Annotated in this window: 18 protein-coding genes and 1 pseudogene; 6 read left to right on the top strand and 13 right to left on the bottom strand. The window is 63.3% G+C overall.

Going from position 1 to position 18,060, the window contains the following annotated elements:
* The 4 genes from FJ946_RS29655 to FJ946_RS29640 all read right to left on the bottom strand — a co-directional run.
* A partial coding sequence (locus FJ946_RS29655) for an HTH domain-containing protein (RefSeq protein WP_140509693.1) occupies positions 1-369 on the bottom strand: 369 nt, incomplete at its 3' end.
* Positions 370-449: 80 nt separating this feature from the next.
* Positions 450-893: a hypothetical protein gene (locus tag FJ946_RS29650; protein ID WP_246680992.1), complete on the bottom strand. Its 444-nt coding sequence runs from the start codon at positions 891-893 to the stop codon at positions 450-452.
* A 55-nt stretch (positions 894-948) separates the two neighbouring features.
* Positions 949-1,539, bottom strand: coding sequence for a DJ-1/PfpI family protein (locus FJ946_RS29645; protein ID WP_140517872.1), 591 nt, complete (start codon positions 1,537-1,539; stop codon positions 949-951).
* An 84-nt stretch (positions 1,540-1,623) separates the two neighbouring features.
* Entirely contained in the window at positions 1,624-1,791 is a 168-nt protein-coding gene (locus FJ946_RS29640) for a hypothetical protein (RefSeq protein ID WP_140500534.1), read from the bottom strand.
* A 309-nt stretch (positions 1,792-2,100) separates the two neighbouring features.
* Here FJ946_RS29640 and FJ946_RS29635 point away from each other — a divergent pair, with 309 nt between their 5' ends.
* Together FJ946_RS29635 and FJ946_RS29630 are read left to right on the top strand one after the other, a co-directional pair.
* Positions 2,101-3,048 carry a ring-cleaving dioxygenase gene (locus FJ946_RS29635; RefSeq protein WP_140567453.1) on the top strand — a complete coding sequence of 316 codons (948 nt, stop codon included), beginning with the start codon at positions 2,101-2,103 and terminating at the stop codon, positions 3,046-3,048.
* A gap of 97 nt (positions 3,049-3,145) precedes the next feature.
* A complete protein-coding gene (locus FJ946_RS29630; RefSeq protein ID WP_181165425.1) occupies positions 3,146-3,325 on the top strand; it encodes a hypothetical protein in 180 nt (59 codons plus the stop codon).
* A 63-nt stretch (positions 3,326-3,388) separates the two neighbouring features.
* On the opposite strand, the pseudogene FJ946_RS29625 reads toward FJ946_RS29630, so the two are convergent.
* The 7 genes and pseudogenes from FJ946_RS29625 to tkt form a co-directional block, all read right to left on the bottom strand.
* Positions 3,389-4,104, bottom strand: a pseudogene (locus FJ946_RS29625) (SGNH/GDSL hydrolase family protein).
* A 98-nt stretch (positions 4,105-4,202) separates the two neighbouring features.
* Positions 4,203-4,934, bottom strand: a complete 732-nt coding sequence (locus FJ946_RS29620; protein ID WP_140517874.1) for a thioredoxin family protein — start codon at positions 4,932-4,934, stop codon at positions 4,203-4,205.
* 167 nt (positions 4,935-5,101) lie between these two features.
* The gene (locus tag FJ946_RS29615; RefSeq protein ID WP_140500540.1) at positions 5,102-6,127 is read right to left on the bottom strand and encodes a class I fructose-bisphosphate aldolase; all 1,026 of its coding nucleotides are present in this window, start codon (positions 6,125-6,127) and stop codon (positions 5,102-5,104) included.
* Positions 6,128-6,252: 125 nt separating this feature from the next.
* Positions 6,253-7,449 (bottom strand): phosphoglycerate kinase, encoded by a 1,197-nt coding sequence (locus FJ946_RS29610; RefSeq protein ID WP_140567456.1) that lies wholly within the window; start codon positions 7,447-7,449, stop codon positions 6,253-6,255.
* A 185-nt stretch (positions 7,450-7,634) separates the two neighbouring features.
* Positions 7,635-9,518, bottom strand: coding sequence for a potassium/proton antiporter (locus tag FJ946_RS29605; RefSeq protein WP_140517876.1), 1,884 nt, complete (start codon positions 9,516-9,518; stop codon positions 7,635-7,637).
* Positions 9,519-9,731: 213 nt separating this feature from the next.
* A complete protein-coding gene (gene gap / locus FJ946_RS29600) occupies positions 9,732-10,742 on the bottom strand; it encodes a type I glyceraldehyde-3-phosphate dehydrogenase (RefSeq protein WP_140500546.1) in 1,011 nt (336 codons plus the stop codon).
* A 205-nt stretch (positions 10,743-10,947) separates the two neighbouring features.
* Positions 10,948-12,939 carry a transketolase gene (tkt, locus tag FJ946_RS29595; RefSeq protein ID WP_140517877.1) on the bottom strand — a complete coding sequence of 664 codons (1,992 nt, stop codon included), beginning with the start codon at positions 12,937-12,939 and terminating at the stop codon, positions 10,948-10,950.
* A gap of 259 nt (positions 12,940-13,198) precedes the next feature.
* Here tkt and FJ946_RS29590 point away from each other — a divergent pair, with 259 nt between their 5' ends.
* The 4 genes from FJ946_RS29590 to FJ946_RS29575 all read left to right on the top strand — a co-directional run bounded on the left by FJ946_RS29590 (position 13,199) and on the right by FJ946_RS29575 (position 15,791).
* A complete protein-coding gene (locus FJ946_RS29590) occupies positions 13,199-13,471 on the top strand; it encodes a DUF4164 domain-containing protein (RefSeq protein ID WP_140500550.1) in 273 nt (90 codons plus the stop codon).
* 4 nt (positions 13,472-13,475) lie between these two features.
* The gene (locus tag FJ946_RS29585; protein WP_140500552.1) at positions 13,476-13,841 is read left to right on the top strand and encodes a cell division protein ZapA; all 366 of its coding nucleotides are present in this window, start codon (positions 13,476-13,478) and stop codon (positions 13,839-13,841) included.
* 169 nt (positions 13,842-14,010) lie between these two features.
* Positions 14,011-14,670 (top strand): peroxiredoxin, encoded by a 660-nt coding sequence (locus tag FJ946_RS29580; protein WP_140500553.1) that lies wholly within the window; start codon positions 14,011-14,013, stop codon positions 14,668-14,670.
* 248 nt (positions 14,671-14,918) lie between these two features.
* Positions 14,919-15,791: an MBL fold metallo-hydrolase gene (locus tag FJ946_RS29575; RefSeq protein ID WP_140500555.1), complete on the top strand. Its 873-nt coding sequence runs from the start codon at positions 14,919-14,921 to the stop codon at positions 15,789-15,791.
* An 86-nt stretch (positions 15,792-15,877) separates the two neighbouring features.
* On the opposite strand, the gene rpoH is transcribed toward FJ946_RS29575, so the two are convergent.
* Together rpoH and FJ946_RS29565 are read right to left on the bottom strand one after the other, a co-directional pair.
* A complete protein-coding gene (gene rpoH, locus FJ946_RS29570; RefSeq protein ID WP_027023478.1) occupies positions 15,878-16,789 on the bottom strand; it encodes an RNA polymerase sigma factor RpoH in 912 nt (303 codons plus the stop codon).
* 211 nt (positions 16,790-17,000) lie between these two features.
* The gene (locus FJ946_RS29565) at positions 17,001-18,056 is read right to left on the bottom strand and encodes an RluA family pseudouridine synthase (RefSeq protein ID WP_140567458.1); all 1,056 of its coding nucleotides are present in this window, start codon (positions 18,054-18,056) and stop codon (positions 17,001-17,003) included.
* Positions 18,057-18,060 lie beyond the last annotated feature (4 nt).

Here is an 18,060-nt window from a genome sequence, read left to right as displayed (position 1 = left end):
GTGGATCTCGGTGCGAGCGATACGGTCCTTTTCGGCATCGGGCAGCACCGCGCCGATCTTGACCAAAGCCTCATCAGCGGCCCGGGCCATGGCCGCACCGCCAAAGGCACGCACCATGCGGGCGCCGGCGACCAGCGCCACGATCTCGTCACGCGTGAACATCAGCGGTGGAAGGTCGAAACCCTCCCTCATCATGTAGCCGACGCCCGCTTCCCCATCGATCGGCACTCCGGTCGACTGAAGGTCGGCTATGTCGCGATAGATGGTTCGCTCGGAAACCTCGAGCCATGTGCCAAGCTTCTGCGCGGTGACCAGACGGCCACCGCGCAAATGCTGCACGATCTGGAAGAGCCTGTCGGCGCGTCGCATCGTATGGTCCCTCGATGTTGTTCCTATGCATGTCGCCCAAAACCGGTTGGGCTGCATGCATCGTGTTCTTGCGCATGCCTTTATTCCGAAACCGCAGAACACTCGGCGGCATGCATCATGGTTTCAAGCCTTCGCACTTGCGCTGCGCGGCCACAGATTCCGCGCCGAAGGACAATTTCCTCGTTGTCGGCGTCATTGGCATCGAGCTCGCGCCAGAAAGGCGCGACATCGCTCAGCGTCATGCCGCGCCCGAGATACTCAATGGCTGCTTCGGCAACGGTACGCCGATGATAGCCGATCGCGACCGGGCATGTCACTTCGGCGCCACGTTCAAAGGGAAGCGCCGTGCGCAGCACGCGAACGTCCATCTCGACGCCTTCGGGAATCGAGCGGATGAATTCGTCGACCTGTTGCGCCGTCGGCACCAGCATCGTCTGCTCTTCGACTCCATCTGCCACCGTGCGCGGGGCCGGTCTGATGCCGTTGACCCCCGGCGTGTTCAATCTGTCGGTCCAGCTCTTCATCGCTCGTCCTGTTCACCGCTCGCATCTATGGCATGGCGCTCCTGACACCATTCTGTCAGGAGGGTTCAGCATACTCCCTGGCGAACAGCGTCCGCATCTCGGCAAGTTCGCCGTTTCGTTCAGGATAGAGCGTCTTCAGGAAAGCCAGCGCGAAGGTGCCGGGCGCCGAACCTGGCGCGGAAACGATCTTGCCATCGGACACGGCATGCGGCACGTCCTGATAATTGTGATCGCCGGCATAGCCAGCAATGTGGCGGTTGATCCAGTCACGGCCATTGCTGGTGTGCCTCGCCTTCTCGAACATGCCGGCCCGGGCCAGCGCCAGCGTTCCAGCGCAGATACCGCCGACGACACCATCCCGCATCGCAACATCCCTGAGCAATTCCGCCACCTCGGGCGGCGCCTCGCCCGCCCATCGGTCGGAGCCAATGACGGCGATTGCATCGAGATCGGCATTTTCATCGGCGCCGGCCGAGCGGTCGGGCGTCAGCCGGAAACCGCTGATCCCGCTCACGGGCCTGCCATCGGGTGTCAGCGAAACCGCGCGGGCGCCGAACCATTCGACCGCCGAGGCGGCCAGCAGGCCATATTCCCAGTCGGCGAAGCCGTCTATGAAAAGAAGGCCGATTGTCTTCTGCTTGGGCATACGCTCGCTCCGTCCCTCGCGTGCCGGACTTATCATCTGGGCGTTGGGGCGCCTACATCCAACCGCTTTGCCGAAAAATTCGTCTCAATTGTCGCGAAGGCGACGTTCGGCATACATGTCCGGCCAGCCGATATCCTTGCGAATGTCCGCCGGCAGCGAGTTGATGAACCGCTGGGTGCGGATCTCGTTGCGCATCGTACGAATCTTGCCGACATAGTGCTGCATGCCGCGCAGAATGGTGGAACCGGTCATGGCTAGTCTCCTCTCTGTGAATGAAGACAGTATCGCACACCCCTCCTGACAGCAGTCTGTCAGGAGGATGGCAGGGCCTGGATAATAGTTGCGATCGGTGCGTTATCCCTGTGAAGGTATCGTTTTCACTGCATCAGACCGCGGCCCGAAGCAGGTTTAGAAGGCCGAGATCGTTCACTAATGCATGCCTGGTCATGATCCATTGTTCAGCCTTTGGCGACGGACTGTCAGGATACGTGGTCTCCAGCCAGGGATCCGAAGTTCTGATATGGAAGGAGAAAATTCTTCCCCAAAAACAGGGAGACGACCATGAGCCTTCAACTGACAGGAATTCACCATCTGACCGCCATCACCGCCAATGCGCGTGGAAATCTTCATTTCTATACAAGGGTGCTGGGCTTGCGGCTGGTCAAGAAGACGGTGAACCAGGACGATACCTCAGCCTACCACCTCTTCTATGCCGATGGCGAAGCGACGCCGGGCACCGACCTTACTTTCTTCGACTGGCCGGTCGGCCGCGAGCGACGCGGCACCCACAGCATTGTGCGGACCAGCCTCAGGGTTGGTGGCCAGGACAGCCTTGCCTGGTGGAAGCGACACTTGACTGACGAAAATATCGTCACGAGTGAGATTGCCGACATCGGTGGCTACGCCAGCCTGGATTTCGAGGACCCCGAGGGCCAGCGTCTGCGCCTCGTCAGCGATGACGGCAAGGGCGACAGCCGCCCCTGGGCGCAAAGCCGCGTGCCGGTCGAACACCAGATCCGCGGGCTCGGGCCGATCGTCATCAGCGTTCCCGACCTCACCAATACCGAAGCAGTGGTGACGCAAGTGATGAACATGCGCAAGGTCCGAGACTATGCCTCGCCGGAGGGCCAGGTTCAGGTCTTTGAAATGGGCGAGGGTGGGCCGGCGGCGGAATTGCACGTCCTGGTGCAGCCGGGACTGGCGCCGGCAAGGCAAGGTGCCGGTGCGGTTCATCACGTCGCCTTCAGGGCGCCGGACCAGGAGACGCTGCATCAATGGACGGCGCGGCTGGCCGAATTCCGTCTGCCGTCGAGCGGCGAGGTCGAGCGCTATTATTTCCGCTCGCTCTATTTCCGCGAGCCGAATGGCATCCTGTTCGAGATCGCCACTGACGGGCCGGGGTTCACCGCCGACGAACCGCTGGAGACGCTGGGCGAAAAGTTGGCCCTGCCGCCATTCCTGGAATCGAAGCGCGCTTCGATCGAGGCCGGCCTCAAGCCGCTGAAGTAGATCGTTCCCCGATCAAAGGCTGGCGCCGCGTTCCAGTCCGGATCGCGGCGCCTATTTTATTCGAGCGACGAACGACGCGCTTTGACAGCCGACCGCGATGCTGGTCAAAGGCGGCATGTCGAAACTCCTCGCCCTCGTCATCCTTGGCATCATGGTCATCCAGTTGATCAAGCCGCTCGGCTGGCCGGGGCTGAAACGGCGCAGCGACTTCTGGAAGCTGGCGCTCCTGGCCATGGCGGCCATTTCGATAACGGCCGTGCTTGGACATTGGACGTAGCGCAGTTCCAGGAAGCCTGGAATGCGCAGGATGGAATATCGGGCCGGCACGAGCCGGCGGCAATCACTCTTCGATCACGCAGCCGACGAGGTGCTCGGCCCAGGCCCGGTAACCGGCTTCCGATGCATGAAATCCGTCCGAGGCGAAGCCGGCTTCGGGATTGGTGATCGGCAAGCGCGGCGCCGGCACCGCACCGCGTTCGAGGCAAAGACGTTTGCCCATCCGGTTCATCTCACCGGCGCGAATTTCCAGGATCTTGCCGAGCAGCGGCGGCATGGCTGGCGCTTGCGTGAACTCCAGCACAGGAGACCACACCACGCGGGCCTCAGGCCATTTAGCGCGCAGGGCGTAGAGCAGACCGCCGAACGCCCTCTTGAAGCGGGCACGGAGTGGAAATTCTTGGTGTCGTTGGTGCCAATGGCGAGCACGATATGCGTCCACGGATCGGCCGAGAGATTGGGCAGGACGTGGTCGCGGATCTGCCCCGACGTCGCCGAATTGAACCCGGCGGCGCGCCAGCGCACGGCGCGGCCGGTTCGCTGCGAGATCAGGACGGCCAGCTGCGCGGCCAGGCCATTCTCGGATTTTTCGATGCCGACCGAGGCGGCGGAGGAATCGCCCAGCACCAGCAGCCAGACCGCCGGCTGGCCGCCGGCGATCTCATGCATGACCGGGCCTTGCGCGGGCAGCATGCGCGAGGTGCGTCGGCGTACGCCAAGCCCTTGCCAGACATAGACAGGGAAGGCGAGCCAGGTGAGGAGAGCCGGAAAGCGTCGCATCGAGCAGCAATTAACGCATGTTGCGCCGGAGGTGAACGATCCTTGCACCGGTGGCGGACGCCTTCAAGCGTCCAATGTTCGATGGGATCGCTGAATGCCTAAGCCCTGTCCGCTTGCGACCTGTTTCCATACTGGTCATGCAGCCGCACCCAGTCCATCAAGGTTCTATAAGGCCCGGTCTCGTCGCGGCCTTTCGGCGCAAGGTCGAGATATTGATAGGCGCCGATCAGCTGTTCGCTGCCGCGGGCGCGCGACATGAAGGTCAGGAAGATGTCGCCGGTCTCGTCCCGGTAGAACACGGTGGTGCCCGGCAGGTCTTTCGATTTCAGAACGGGCGTCTCGAAATTGTAGATCGCTTCACCGGATGCGATCTGCTTGTCGGTGAACGACACCTGCATGTCGAAGTTGAAGTCCGAGGCATAGGATGAGACCCAGTCGAATTTCCAACCCATGCGCTCTCGGTAGGGCAGCAGCTCGGCGAGCGGCGCGCGTGACACCGCGACAAGCGACACGTCATGGTGTCTCAGATGCTGATTGGCACCGTCCATGTGGTCGGCGACGAACGCACAGCTTTCGCAATGATGGGTCGAGCCGGGCCCGAACACGAAATGATAGACGATCAGTTGGCTGCGGCCGGCGAACAGTTCGGCCAGGCATCTTGGACCCTGCTCGGTTTCGAAGACGTAGTCCTTTCTCACCTTCAGCCAAGGCAGTTCGCGCCGTTCCGCCGCGATGCGCTCGCGAAATCGCGTCAATTCCTTCTCGCGCGCCAGATGCGCTTTGTGTGCCCGGAACCAATCCTCGCGTGAAACGACCTTGTTGCGATGCATGAACCTCTCCCTGGCTTCATCCCAAGGACGTTCGGGACGGGCATGAGCCGACATCGCGCCGGCTGCGCTGGAGAGAAATAGGGATGGAGGCGCTTCATCCCAAGTCCGGCGGAGCGCAGCAAAACCCGGGCGCATGGCCCGGGTCCGATAGAGACGGAAAACCGTGGTCAGGCAGCCTGCTCCAGGCTCGGCTTCCATTGTCCAAGCGCCGCCAGGTGGTTCATGTGGGCACGGTGGGTGAAGGCGGCCTGACCCGCGGCAACATTGGATGCCTTGCCGCTCCAGGCCTTCTGCGGGGCAGCCTGCAGGGCGCGGCCATAGGAGAAGGTCAGCTTCCACGGATGCGGGCCGATGGCGTTGATGGCGTTGAGGTTGGCGGTCGCTTCCTCGTCCTCCTGGCCGCCGGAGAGGAAGGCGATGCCCGGCACCGCCGCCGGCACGGCCTCACGGAACAGTTTTATGGTCTTTTGCGCGACCTCTTCAGGGCTGCTCACCGCGCCCGACTTCCTGCCCGCCAGCACCATGTTGGGCTTCAGGATCGTGCCCTCGAGCACCACCCGGGCCGCGTAGAGCTCGTCGTAGAGCTTCGTCAGCGTCGCCCTCGAGATTTCATAGCACGTGTCGATGTCGTGGGCGCCGTCCATCAGCACTTCCGGCTCGACGATCGGCACGATGCCGGCTTCCTGGCAAAGGGCCGCATAGCGGGCGAGCGCATGGGTGTTCGCGCTGATCGAGGTGACCGACGGCACGCCCTTTGCCTTGTCGATGTCGATCACGGCACGCCATTTGGCGAAGCGGGCGCCGAGCTTGTAATAGTCGGCGAGCCGCTCGCGCAGGCCGTCGAGGCCCTCGGTGACCGTGTCGCCGGGAAAGCCGGCCAGGGGCTTGGCGCCGGCATCGACCTTGATTCCGGGGATGGCGCCTGAAGCCTTGATGATATCGACCAGCGGCGTGCCATCGGCCGCTTTCTGCCGAATAGTCTCGTCGTAAAGGATGACGCCGGAAATATACCTGGTCATGGCGTCACTGGTGCGGAACATCATCTCGCGGTAGTCGCGCCGGCTGTCCGCGGTCGATTCGACGCCGATGACGTCGAAGCGCTTCTTGATGGTTCCCGAGCTTTCGTCGGCGGCCAGCAGGCCCTTGCCGTTGGCCACCATCGCGGCGGCAATGTCTTCGAGACGTTCGCTCATCGTGCTTCTCCTTGACGGTGTTGTTCTGCGCCTGACAGGACACTACCGCCAAAGGAATGACGCCGGAAAGCTCCAATCGATCGAAAGTCCCGGCAACGCCGCGCGCTCGCCTCGAGTTGATCGTCTCAATGCTTGAGCACGTCGACGCCCGGCAGCGGCTTGCCTTCCATCCATTCGAGGAAGGCGCCGCCGGCAGTCGAGACATAGGTGAAATCGTCGGCAACCCCGGCCTGGTTGAGCGCCGCCACGGTATCGCCGCCACCGGCCACCGAAACCAGCTTGCCGGCCTTGGTGCGCGCCGCCGCATGCCTGGCTGCCGCCATCGTCGCGCGATCGAAGGGTTCGATCTCGAACGCGCCGAGCGGCCCGTTCCAGACCAAGGTCGCGGCGCGGTCGATCCAGTCGGCAACGGCCCTCACGGTCTTTTCGCCGACATCGAGGATCATGCCATCCGCAGGCACGTCGGCGATGGCCACGGTTTCGCTGGCCGCGCCCCCCTTGAATTCCTTCGCCACGACGCCGTCGACGGGCAGGATGATGGCGCAGCCGGCCTCGGCCGCCTCGATCATGATCTGCTTGGCGGTAGCGGCGAGGTCGTGCTCGCACAGCGACTTGCCGACATCGGTGCCGCGTGCGGCGAGAAAGGTGTTGGCCATGCCGCCGCCGATGACCAGCGCGTCGACTTTCTTGACCAGGTTCATCAGCAGGTCGATCTTGGTCGAGACCTTGGCGCCGCCGACGATGGCGACCACCGGGCGAACAGGATTTCCAAGGCCCTTCTCCAGCGCTTCCAGTTCGGCTTGCATGGTGCGGCCGGCAAAGGCTGGCAACAGATGCGCCAGTCCCTCGGTCGAGGAATGCGCCCGGTGGGCAGCGGAGAAGGCGTCGTTGACGAAGATATCGCCATTGGCGGCGAGCCGTTCGGTGAAGGCCGGGTCGTTCTTCTCCTCGGCCTTGTAGAAGCGGGTGTTCTCGAGCAGCAGCACGTCGCCCTTGTTCATGGCGGCGACCGCGCTTCCCGCCGTGTCGCCGACGCAGTCGCCGGCAAAGCCCAAGGGACGGCCAAGCACCTCGGCCGTCGCCCTGGCGATCGGCTCCAGCGAGAATTCCGGCGAGGGACCGTCCTTGGGCCGGCCGAAATGGGCGAGCAGGATGACCTTGGCGCCCTTGCCTGACAATTCAGCGATGGTCGGCGCGATGCGTTCGATGCGGGTCGTGTCGGTGACCTTGCCGTCAGCGACGGGAACGTTGAGGTCGACGCGCACCAGCACGCGCTTGCCATTGATGTTGCCGATATCGTCCAGTGTCTTGAAGCTGGCCATGCTGGTTCCTTTCGCTGAGAAATCGCCGGGACCATACCCCGCACCGACGACGATGCAAGACTTGGCTGGGGAGGGCGCGAAATTTTCAAGGCGAAGGCGAAGGCGAAGGCGAAGGCGAAGGCGAAGGCGTCGACGTCGCGAAGCGTCACGGCAGGCGGATGGGTGCGGCGCAAAGGATCGCCGTGTCAGCTTTCGGTCGTTGCCTTTTCCACCGCCGGCTCGGTTTTCTCGTCTGCGCGTGCGGCGGTGATCGGTGTTTCCACCGGCTTGCGCCAGGTCTGGACGAAGGCTTTGATCCGGTCGGCGATCTCGCCGGCGCTGAGGAAGACCGGTACCCGCGCCACGGGCGCGGTCGGTTCGAAGGAGAGGCCCAGGCCTGTGATCCTGCCCTTGTCGTCGACGTCGCGCACGATCAGCTCGATCGGGCCGATCAGCACGCGGTCGGCATATTCGGCATGGCCGCCGAGCCGCGCCGTGACCAGGGCGCCGACGGTGAGCTTCTGTTCCGCCTCGCTCAGGCCCGGCGCGTATGCGGCTTCCAGTTCGGCAGCGGAACGCGCCGGATCGACGGCGAAGGCGCCGAAGAAATCGGCGTCCTCGGGGTCGACGACGGCGCGGCTGGCGAACAGCTTGTCGAGCAGGCGTGGATAGCGGTCCGGCACGAAGATGTAGACCTGGTCGCCGGCGGCAAGCCTGCCCATGTCCTGGAAACGCATCGAGCGTCCGTCGCGCAACACCAGCGAGGGCCGCGCCCAGCGAGGGATGCGCTCGCCGCGCGCCACCGGGCTGCCCGGCGCGACGCGGTAGGCGAGGAGTTCGTGATGGGCCGAGCCCGGCAGTTCGAGCTCGACCTTGTCCAGAGGTCCGAGCCGCGCCGGCACGATCAGGCCGAGACGGCGCGCCAGCGGACCAACGGTCCAGCCCTGGATGACGAGTGACACCAGGACGATGATGAAGGCGGCGTTGAAGATGGTGCGGCCATTCTCCAGCCCGCCGAGCAAGGGAGTGATGGCAAGCAGGATCGAGACGGCGCCGCGCAGGCCGACCCAGGAAACAAACGCGACTTCGGGGCGCGGCAGACGAAACGGGACCAGGCAAAGCCAGACCGCGATCGGCCGGGCGACGAACATCAGGAACAGGCCAAGCAGCACCGCCGGCACCATGATCGCCGGGAATTGCGAGGGCGTCGCGAACAGGCCGAGGATCAGGAACATGATGATCTGCGCCAGCCAGGACATGCCGTCCTGGAAGCGCTTGAGGATGGTGACGGCGCGGATGTCGGAATTACCCGCGATGAGACCGGCAAGATAGACCGCCAGGAAACCGGAGCCGCCGATGGCGCCGGCGGCGGCGAAGACCATCAGCGATAGGGTCAGCACGAAGATCGGCAGCAGGCCATGGTCGAGATTGAGCCGGTCGACGAGGCGCACGATGGCGAGGCCCCCCAGCACGCCGACAATGGCGCCCAGGCCCATGTTGATGAGGAAGCCGAGGACGAGGTTGGTGACCAGGACATTGGCCTCGGGGTCGGCATGGGCGGCTATGATCTCGACCAGGGTGATGGTCAGGAAGATGGCGATCGGATCGTTGGTGCCGGACTCCACCTCCAGCGTGGAGCGCACGCGCTCGCGCAGATTGATCTCGCCGGCGCGCAAAAGGAAGAACACGGCGGCCGCGTCGGTGGAGGCGACGGCGGCACCGAGCAGGAAGGATTCCAGCCAGGTGAGATCGAGCATATAGTAGGCGGCGGCGCCGAACAGGCCAGTGGTGAGGATCACGCCGAATGTGGCCAGAGACAGCGCCGGCCCGGCTGCCTGCCGCAAGGCATTGAGAGGCGTGCCGAAGCCGGAATCGAACAGGATCACCGCCAGCGCCAGTGAGCCGGCAAAATAGGCGATGCGGGCGTTGTCGAACTCGATGCCGAGGCCATCGGTCCCGGTGGCGAGCCCGATGCAGAGAAACAGAAGCAGCAGCGGTGCGCCGAAGCGGAAGGCGATCAGGCTCGAAAACGCGGCGACGACGACAAGCGCGGTGCCCACCAGCGTGACGAGATAGATCGCATGCTCCATCCGTGACTTGTCCCCTGCCTCTTCTCTCGATTCAAGGAAGAGTGGGGCGAAGGCATGGCCGGCGCAAGGCGGGAGAGCGGTTTTTTGGGCCGAAGCCCCACAACTTCGTCGTCCTTGGGCTTAGCAGGAGCGAAGCGACGCGTTGCCGAGCACTCCGACGAAAACGCCCGGACGAAACCGGGCGTTTCAAGTCTCTGGAAGATGGGCCCGCGATCAGGCGATGGTCTTGCCGAAGGCGACCGCGGTATCGCCCATGCGATTGGAGAAGCCCCATTCATTGTCGTACCAGGACAGCACCGAAACGAAGTTGCCGTCCATCACCTTGGTCTGGTCGAGCGCCACGATCGAGGAGTGCGGGTCGTGGTTGAAGTCGATCGACACGTTCGGATGATGGGTAACCGACAGGATGCCCTTGAGCTTGCCATTGGAGGCGGCGATCACCGCCTCGTTGATCTCCTGCGCCGACGTCGAGCGCTTGGCGATGAACTTGAAGTCGACGAGCGAGACGTTCGGCGTCGGCACGCGGATCGAGATGCCGTCGAGCTTGCCCTTGAGCTCGGGCAGCACCAGGCCGATGGCCTTGGCGGCACCGGTCGAGGTCGGGATCTGCGAGAGTGCCGCGGCGCGGGCGCGGTAGAGATCCTTGTGCATGGTGTCCAGCGTCGGCTGGTCGCCGGTGTAGGAATGGATCGTCGTCATCATGCCCTTTTCGATGCCGACCGTCTCGTGCAGGACTGCGGCCAGCGGCGCCAGGCAATTGGTGGTGCAGGACGCGTTCGAGATGACGATGTGGTCCTTGTTCAGCTTGTCGTGATTGATGCCGTAGACGACGGTGAGGTCGGCGCCTTCACCGGGCGCCGAAACGAGGACGCGCTTGGCGCCGGCGGTCAGGTGTGCGGCTGCCTTGTCGCGGGCGGTGAAGATGCCGGTGCATTCGAGCGCGATGTCGACGCCGAGCTCCTTCCACGGCAGCTGGGTCGGATCCTTGATCGCGGTGACCTTGAACGTCTCCTTGCCGACGGTGATCTGGTCGCCGGAAACCGATACTTCGTGCGGGAAGCGGCCGTGTACGCTGTCGTAGCGCAGGAGGTGGGCGTTGGTTTCAACCGGGCCGAGGTCGTTGACGGCGACGACGTCGATGTCCTTGCGGCCGGATTCATGGATGGCGCGCAGGATGTTGCGGCCGATGCGGCCGAATCCGTTGATGGCAACTCTGACGGTCATTTTTCTCTCCTTGGGAGCTGGAGGGCAGACGATTGGTCCGCAGCTTCATAGCGGCGGAAGCGGAAAGAATCCAGCCGCGGCGACGTGGATTTAAATCGATTAGGTCAGTCCGGCGGAACCGCTGTACGCGGTTTCGCCGAGCGTTCTTGTTTCATACATGTCGCTGTCCCAAAATCGAGATACACTTTTGGGCAACAAGCAGGCCTTACTTGCCATGCAGGCGGGCTTCCGCCGCCTTGGCGGCCGCCTCGGCGGTGATGCCGAAATGCGGATAGAGCTGCTCGATCGTTCCCGAGGCGCCGAAGCCGGTCATGCCGATGAAGATGCCATCGGAGCCGATGAGGTGATCCCAGCCCTGGCGGATGCCGGCTTCGATCGCCATCTTCACCTTCGCATTGCCGATCGTCTTGCGGCGGTAGTCCTCGCTCTGCTTATCGAACAGTTCGAAGCAAGGAACCGAGACGACGCGGGTCGGATGGCCGTGCTTCTCCAGGAGGTCGCGGGCGCCGAGCGCGATCTCGACTTCCGAACCCGTGGCGAAGATCGTCACCGCGGCTTCGCCGCTGGCGGCGGCGAGCTCATAGGCGCCCTGGCTGCTCAGGTTCTTCTCTGTGAATTCGGTGCGCACGGTCGGCAGGTTCTGTCGGGTCAGCGCCAGCGTTGACGGCGTCTTTTCCGATTCAAGGGCCAACTGCCAGCATTCGGCGGTCTCGACCGCGTCCGCCGGACGGAACACGTTGTGGTTGGGGATGGCGCGCAGTGCCGCCACATGCTCGACCGGCTGATGGGTCGGGCCGTCTTCGCCGAGACCGATGGAGTCATGGGTCATGACGAAGATCGAGCGGATGCCCATCAGCGAGGCCAGCCGCATCGAGGGGCGGGCATAGTCTGAGAAGCACAGGAAAGTGCCGCCATAGGCGATCAGGCCGCCATGCAGCGTCAGCCCGTTGATGGCGGCAGCCATGCCGTGTTCGCGGATGCCGTAGTGAACATAGCGCTGGCCGTAGTCGTCCGGGGTGATGTTCTTGGTCTGGCTGGTCTTGGTGTTGTTGGAGCCGGTGAGATCGGCCGAGCCGCCGATGGTTTCGGGCACGGCGCCGTTGATGACTTCCAGCGCCATTTCGGAAGATTTGCGGGTGGCGACCTTCGGCTTGTCGGCGGAGAGCTTCTTTTTGTAGTCGGCAATGACGGCGTCGAAGTTGGACGGCAGCTTGCCGGCAACGCGGCGCTCGAACTGTGCCCTGAGCTTGGCGTCGGCCTTGGCGAGGCGACCTTCCCAGTCGGCGCGCGCCTCGGCGCCGGCCGTGCCGGCCGTGCGCCAGGCATCGAGGATGTCGGCTGGAACCTCGAAGGGGGGTGACTCCCAGTTGAAGAACTTGCGCGCGCCGGCGATCTCGTCGGCGCCGAGGGGCGAGCCGTGCGCCTTGTTGGTGCCGGCCTTGGTCGGGGCGCCGAAGCCGATGGTCGTCTTGCAGGCGATCATCGTCGGCTTGTCGGAATGGCGGGCGGCTTCGATCGCATAGGCGATGGCTTCCGGATCCGTGCCGTCGATGTGGCTGGCGTTCCAACCGGAAGCCTGGAAGCGCGCGACCTGGTCGGTATTGTCAGCCAGCGACACCGGGCCGTCGATCGAGATGTTGTTGTTGTCCCAGAACACGATCAGCTTGTTGAGCTTGAGGTGCCCGGCAAGCGCGATCGCCTCCTGGGAGACACCTTCCATCAGGCAGCCGTCGCCGGCCAGCACATAGGTGTAGTGGCTGACGAGGTCGTTGCCGAAGGCGGCGTTCATGATGCGCTCGCCGAGCGCGAACCCGACAGAATTGGCAAGGCCCTGGCCGAGCGGGCCGGTGGTCGTTTCGATGCCGGCGGCGTGGCCATATTCGGGATGGCCGGCGGTTTTCGAGCCCAACTGGCGGAAGTGCTTGATCTGGTCGATCGTCATGTCTTCGTAGCCGGTCAGGTAGAGCAGCGAGTAGAGCAGCATCGAGCCGTGGCCGGCCGACAGGATGAAGCGGTCGCGGTCGGCCCAATGCGGCGCCTTGGCGTCGAATTTCAGGAAACGGGTGAACAGCACCGTGGCAATGTCGGCGCAGCCCATGGGCAGGCCGGGATGGCCGGAGTTCGCCTTCTCGACCGCGTCCATGGAGAGAAAGCGGATCGCATTGGCCATCCGGTCATGTTGTTCACGCGACGTCATGGTTCCTCCGGGGTGGGGTTTGGGGCCTTGGGAGAGCCCTTGAAAAGCGTGCGCGACACATAGCAGGCGCGCACTTTTAGTCAACAAACCGGTGCGCATTTGCCGGCCTTGTGATGCCGCGGGCAGGCCTATATTAGCGTTAGCAGGGGACAGTCGCGAGAGCTTTGTTGACGTCGCCTTCACCCGGTGCCTAATGTTTCAGAGATAACGCGTTCTGAACGCGAGCGATTCGGTGATGGGCAGGGCACAGGACGAGGCCATGACCGGGGAAACGACACTCAAGGAAGTCATCGCAAGGCTGGGCAAGGCCATGGAAGGCCTGGAAAACGCCGTCGCGGCCAAGCTCGAGCATGAGCGCGATTATTCGGAAGCCGAGGCCGAGGTGCAGCGGATGAATGCCGACCGCTCGCGGCTGGCGCAGGAGCTCGACAGTTCCGAGGCGCGCGCCGAGCGGCTGGAGGATGCCAACAAGGAAGTGTCGCGACGACTGGTGACCGCCATGGAAACCATCCGCGCTGTGTTGGATAGGTAGGCTGATGGCACAGGTCACGGTTTCCATCGACGGCAAGCAGTATCGGATGGCCTGCGACGAAGGCCAGGAAGAGCATCTGATCGATCTCGCCGAGCGTTTCGACCGCTACGTCTCGCATCTGAAGGATTCATTCGGCGAGATCGGCGACCAGCGGCTGACGGTCATGGCCGGCATCATGGTCATGGATGAACTCTCGGAGCTGCAGAAGCGCGTCAAGGGCATGGAAAGCGAAGTGCTGACCTTGCGCAAGACCCGCGACGAGGCGCTGACCAAGGCCGACAAGAGCGACAGCGTGCTGACCAACGCGCTTGGCGCGCTGGCGCAGCGCATGGAAGATCTTGCGGCGACGCTGGCCGTCAACAAGGCATAAGCGGTCTCCTCGGAAATTCCTGCCGAACTTGGCGGCAAGAAGAGAAATTTTTTCGCGGGCGCGACGGGCGCCTGTGGCTTTAGGCATTTGTGGGTTGCCGCCGAGGTGTTAAAAAGATTTGAGCGCTCGCCAGCCGTTGCCGGCAACATTTCAAGGGTAGGGAAACAACATGAGCCTTCGCATCAACGATATCGCCCCGGATTTCACCGCCGAGACCACGCAAGGACCGATCAGCTTTCACCAGTGGATCGGTGACGGCTGGGCGGTGCTGTTCAGCCACCCGAAGAATTTCACTCCCGTCTGCACGACCGAGTTGGGCACGATGGCGGGACTCGAGGGCGAGTTCAAGAAGCGCAATGTCAAGATCATCGGCATTTCGGTCGATCCGGTCGAAAGCCACGGCAAATGGCAGGACGATATCAAGACGGCGACCGGCCATTCGGTGAACTATCCGCTGATCGGCGACAAGGATCTCAAGGTCGCCAAGCTTTACGACATGCTGCCTGCTGGTGCCGGCGAGACCTCGGAAGGCCGCACGCCCGCCGACAATGCCACCGTGCGTTCGGTCTATGTCATTGGGCCCGACAAGAAGATCAAGCTGGTGCTGACCTATCCGATGACCACGGGCCGCAACTTCGACGAGATCCTGCGCGCGGTCGATTCCATGCAGCTGACCGCCAAGCACCAGGTGGCGACGCCGGCGAACTGGAAACAGGGCGAGGACGTCATCATCACCGCGGCCGTTTCCAACGAGGACGCCATCAAGCGCTTCGGCGCCTACGAGACCATCCTGCCCTATCTCAGGAAGACCAAGCAGCCTTCCGCGTAAAGCGGCTCTCCGGTTCACGGAAACGGCGAACCATCTCTTTGTTTTTGCGCAATTCCTTGGGCAAAGCGCCACGCGCCTTTCCCGGGAAAGCGCTTGGAATTGCTCCAGTTGCCTGGCCGGCATTTTTCGACTTCCGTCGCTTTTCTGGCAAGGCGTGCTTGACGGCAGGGCCCCGCTAGACAAGCATGCTCTTATGTTGCTCTGGCAGAGAAAATCATTCCTGTCTGGCTAACGGAGGGGACGTCGGATTGGACATAGGTTCGGCAAAGCCTGAGGTCACCGGTTTCCACGACAAGCCGACCGGCGCCATCCAGTATGTCGTCGCCGACCGGGTGACGAAGCGGTGTGCCATAATCGATCCGGTCCTCGACTTCGACGAGAAGTCCGGCGCAGTTTCGACAGCCAATGCCGATGCGCTGCTGGATTTCGTCAGGGCGGAGGGACTGAGCGTCGAATGGATTCTCGACACCCATCCGCATGCCGATCATTTCTCGGCCGCGCAGTACCTGAAGCAAAGGACCGCGGCGCCGACGGCGATCGGCGAGAGGATCGTCGAGGTCCAGAAATTGTGGAAGGCGATCTATAACTGGCCGGATTTCCCCGCCGACGGCTCGCAGTGGGACCGGCTGTTCGGCGACGGCGAGGTTTTTCGGGTGGGAACGCTTCCAGCAAGGGTGCTTTTCTCGCCCGGGCACACGCTGGCGTCGATCACCTATGTGATCGGGGATGCAGCCTTTGTTCACGACACGCTGTTCATGCCCGACAGCGGCACGGCAAGGACGGATTTTCCCGGCGGCAGCGCCGCGCGCCTGTGGCACTCGATCCAGGGCATTCTGGCCCTGCCGGAGGACACGCGCGTCTTTGTCGGCCATGATTATCAGCCCGGCGGGCGCCAGGCGTTATGGGAGAGCACGGTTGCCGCGCAGAAAGCCGACAACATACATCTTGCCGCCGCGCGCGGCGAGGCCGAATTCGTTGCCCTGCGCGAGGCGCGCGACCGGACATTGCCGATGCCGAGGCTGATCCTGCATGCGCTGCAGGTCAACATGAATGGCGGACGCCTGCCGGAACCGGAAGCCAATGGCCGACGGTATCTGAAATTTCCGCTGGATGGGCTTTGAAGCAATCACGCCACCCGCTGCGGTATACGAAAAAGGCGGCGCCAGTCTCCTGACGCCGCCTTTTTATCTTGTTGCCGATGCCGGCTTTAAGCCGCCGGCTGCGCCTCGATGGTACGCAGCGCCTGGGTCTGGCGCTTGGCGGCGGCCTTGACGGCATCCTGTACCTTCTCGAAAGCGCGCACTTCGATCTGGCGCACGCGCTCGCGGCTGATGTCGAACTCAGCCGACAGTTCTTCCAGGGTCAGCGGCTCATCAGCGAGGCGGCGCGCCTCGAAGATGCGCCGTTCGCGTTCGTTGAGCACCGCAAGAGCACCCGACAGCATGCCGCGCCGGTTTTCCAGCTCGTCCTGCTCGATCAGCATCTCTTCCTGGCTTTCGTGGTCGTCGACCAGCCAGTCCTGCCATTCGCCGGACTCGCCTTCCGTCGCCCGGATCGGCGCGTTGAGTGAGGCGTCGCCCGACAGGCGGCGGTTCATCGACACGACTTCCGCTTCCGAGACGTTCAGCCTCGTGGCGATTTCGGCGATCTGGTCGGGCTTGAGGTCGCCGTCGTCAAGCGCCTGGATCTTGCCCTTCACCTTGCGCAGGTTGAAGAACAGACGCTTCTGGTTGGCGGTCGTGCCCATCTTGACCAGGCTCCACGAGCGCAGGATGTATTCCTGGATCGAGGCCTTGATCCACCACATGGCGTAGGTCGCGAGGCGGAAGCCACGCTCTGGCTCGAATTTCTTGACGGCCTGCATCAGGCCGACATTGCCTTCCGAGATCACTTCGCCAATCGGCAGGCCGTAGCCGCGATAGCCCATGGCGATCTTGGCGACGAGCCGCAAATGGCTGGTGACGAGCTTGTGCGCTGCGGAAGTGTCCTCATGCTCGGCATAACGCTTGGCGAGCATGTACTCTTCCTGCGGCTGAAGCATCGGAAAGCGGCGGATCTCTTCCAGGTAGCGGCTGAGGCCGCCTTCGCCGGAAACGATACTGGGTAGTGACTGGGCCATGATAGCGCCCCCTCTCTATTGGAGTGATGCCCCCGAAACGCGGCGGGCATGTGACGCGAGCACCAAAGGCTCGCTCGCGACATCAGATATATACAGGAACAAAACCAGAAAAGACAGGCTTTTGTTCAACACGAAACAGTGTGTCACGCTGAAGTGAACAACGCCAGTCAGGTTTTTTGATGGTTGATTTGAAGCTTGCCGGGCGGCGGATTCAGAGACTGCGAAAGCCGCCGACGAGTTCCTCCATGTCCCTCGGTATCGGTGCCTCGAACCTCATCGATAGATGGGTAGTCGGATGGCGAAATTCAAGGAGCCAGGCGTGCAAAGCTTGCCGGGAGAAGGCCTTGACCTGGCTTCTCAGCGGTTCGGGCAACCGGTTGGCCTTGGTGCGAAAGGTTTGGCCGTAATCGGGATCACCGAGCACCGGATGACCGATATGGGCCATATGGACGCGGATCTGATGGGTGCGGCCGGTCTCCAGCCGGCATTCAACCAGACTTGCGGTTGCGAATTCCTTTTGGTTTTCGCCGAAGCGCTCCTGCACCGCAAAATGGGTGACGGCGTGGCGGGCATCGTCGCGTCCTTCGGGTACTACGGCGCGACGTACACGGTCGGCGGCGCGGCCGAGTGGGGCATCCACCGTTCCGGCCGGCCGCTGCGGTATGCCCCAGACCAGCGCCAGGTAGGCGCGCTCGAGATCGCCTGTCAGGCCGTGATCGGCAAAGGCCTCCGAAAGCGCCTTGTGGGCGCGGTCGGTCTTGGCCACGACCATGACGCCGCTGGTTTGCTTGTCGAGGCGATGAACGATGCCCGGCCGGCGCACGCCGCCGATGCCGGACAGGCTGTCGCCGCAATGATGGATCAGCGCATTGACCAGCGTGCCGGTCCAATTGCCGGCGCCGGGATGGACGACAAGCCCGGCGGGTTTGTTGATGACGATCAGTTCGTCATCTTCATAGAGGATATCGAGGGCGATGTTTTCCCCCTGTGGCTCCGCCGGTTCCGGCTCCGGCATGGCGACCGAGACAGTTTCGCCCGGCGACATCTTGCGCTTGGTCTCGACAACGGCCTTGCCGTCGACCAAGACCGCGCCCTGCCTGATCAGCATCTGCACGCGGCTGCGCGACATGTCCGGGCCGAGCCTGCCTGCCAGCCACTGATCGAGGCGTTGGCCGGCATCGTCGGCGCCGGCCACGAGCACGATCGGTTCTGCCTGCATGAATTGGTCCTCTATCAATCCGGGGGCCTCTTCGTTATGAGCGCTCATCGAG

Source organism: Mesorhizobium sp. B2-4-7 (assembly GCF_006442685.1).
GTDB lineage: Bacteria > Pseudomonadota > Alphaproteobacteria > Rhizobiales > Rhizobiaceae > Mesorhizobium.
The sequence above is the reverse complement of the archived record's forward strand: the minus strand, read 5'-3'. Positions and strand labels throughout refer to the sequence as shown.

Excerpts from the sequence above, each read along its gene's own strand:
- FJ946_RS29640 (WP_140500534.1), bottom strand. The coding sequence starts at position 1,791 with ATGACCGGTTCCACCATTCTGCGCGGCATGCAGCACTATGTCGGCAAG.
- FJ946_RS29590 (WP_140500550.1), top strand. The coding sequence starts at position 13,199 with ATGACCGGGGAAACGACACTCAAGGAAGTCATCGCAAGGCTGGGCAAG.
- FJ946_RS29565 (WP_140567458.1), bottom strand. The coding sequence starts at position 18,056 with ATGAGCGCTCATAACGAAGAGGCCCCCGGATTGATAGAGGACCAATTC.
- FJ946_RS29645 (WP_140517872.1), bottom strand. The coding sequence starts at position 1,539 with ATGCCCAAGCAGAAGACAATCGGCCTTCTTTTCATAGACGGCTTCGCC.
- tkt (WP_140517877.1), bottom strand. The coding sequence starts at position 12,939 with ATGACGTCGCGTGAACAACATGACCGGATGGCCAATGCGATCCGCTTT.
- FJ946_RS29630 (WP_181165425.1), top strand. The coding sequence starts at position 3,146 with ATGCTGGTCAAAGGCGGCATGTCGAAACTCCTCGCCCTCGTCATCCTT.
- FJ946_RS29585 (WP_140500552.1), top strand. The coding sequence starts at position 13,476 with ATGGCACAGGTCACGGTTTCCATCGACGGCAAGCAGTATCGGATGGCC.
- rpoH (WP_027023478.1), bottom strand. The coding sequence starts at position 16,789 with ATGGCCCAGTCACTACCCAGTATCGTTTCCGGCGAAGGCGGCCTCAGC.
- FJ946_RS29615 (WP_140500540.1), bottom strand. The coding sequence starts at position 6,127 with ATGAGCGAACGTCTCGAAGACATTGCCGCCGCGATGGTGGCCAACGGC.
- FJ946_RS29605 (WP_140517876.1), bottom strand. The coding sequence starts at position 9,518 with ATGGAGCATGCGATCTATCTCGTCACGCTGGTGGGCACCGCGCTTGTC.
- FJ946_RS29635 (WP_140567453.1), top strand. The coding sequence starts at position 2,101 with ATGAGCCTTCAACTGACAGGAATTCACCATCTGACCGCCATCACCGCC.
- FJ946_RS29610 (WP_140567456.1), bottom strand. The coding sequence starts at position 7,449 with ATGGCCAGCTTCAAGACACTGGACGATATCGGCAACATCAATGGCAAG.
- FJ946_RS29580 (WP_140500553.1), top strand. The coding sequence starts at position 14,011 with ATGAGCCTTCGCATCAACGATATCGCCCCGGATTTCACCGCCGAGACC.
- FJ946_RS29620 (WP_140517874.1), bottom strand. The coding sequence starts at position 4,934 with ATGCATCGCAACAAGGTCGTTTCACGCGAGGATTGGTTCCGGGCACAC.
- FJ946_RS29650 (WP_246680992.1), bottom strand. The coding sequence starts at position 893 with ATGAAGAGCTGGACCGACAGATTGAACACGCCGGGGGTCAACGGCATC.
- gap (WP_140500546.1), bottom strand. The coding sequence starts at position 10,742 with ATGACCGTCAGAGTTGCCATCAACGGATTCGGCCGCATCGGCCGCAAC.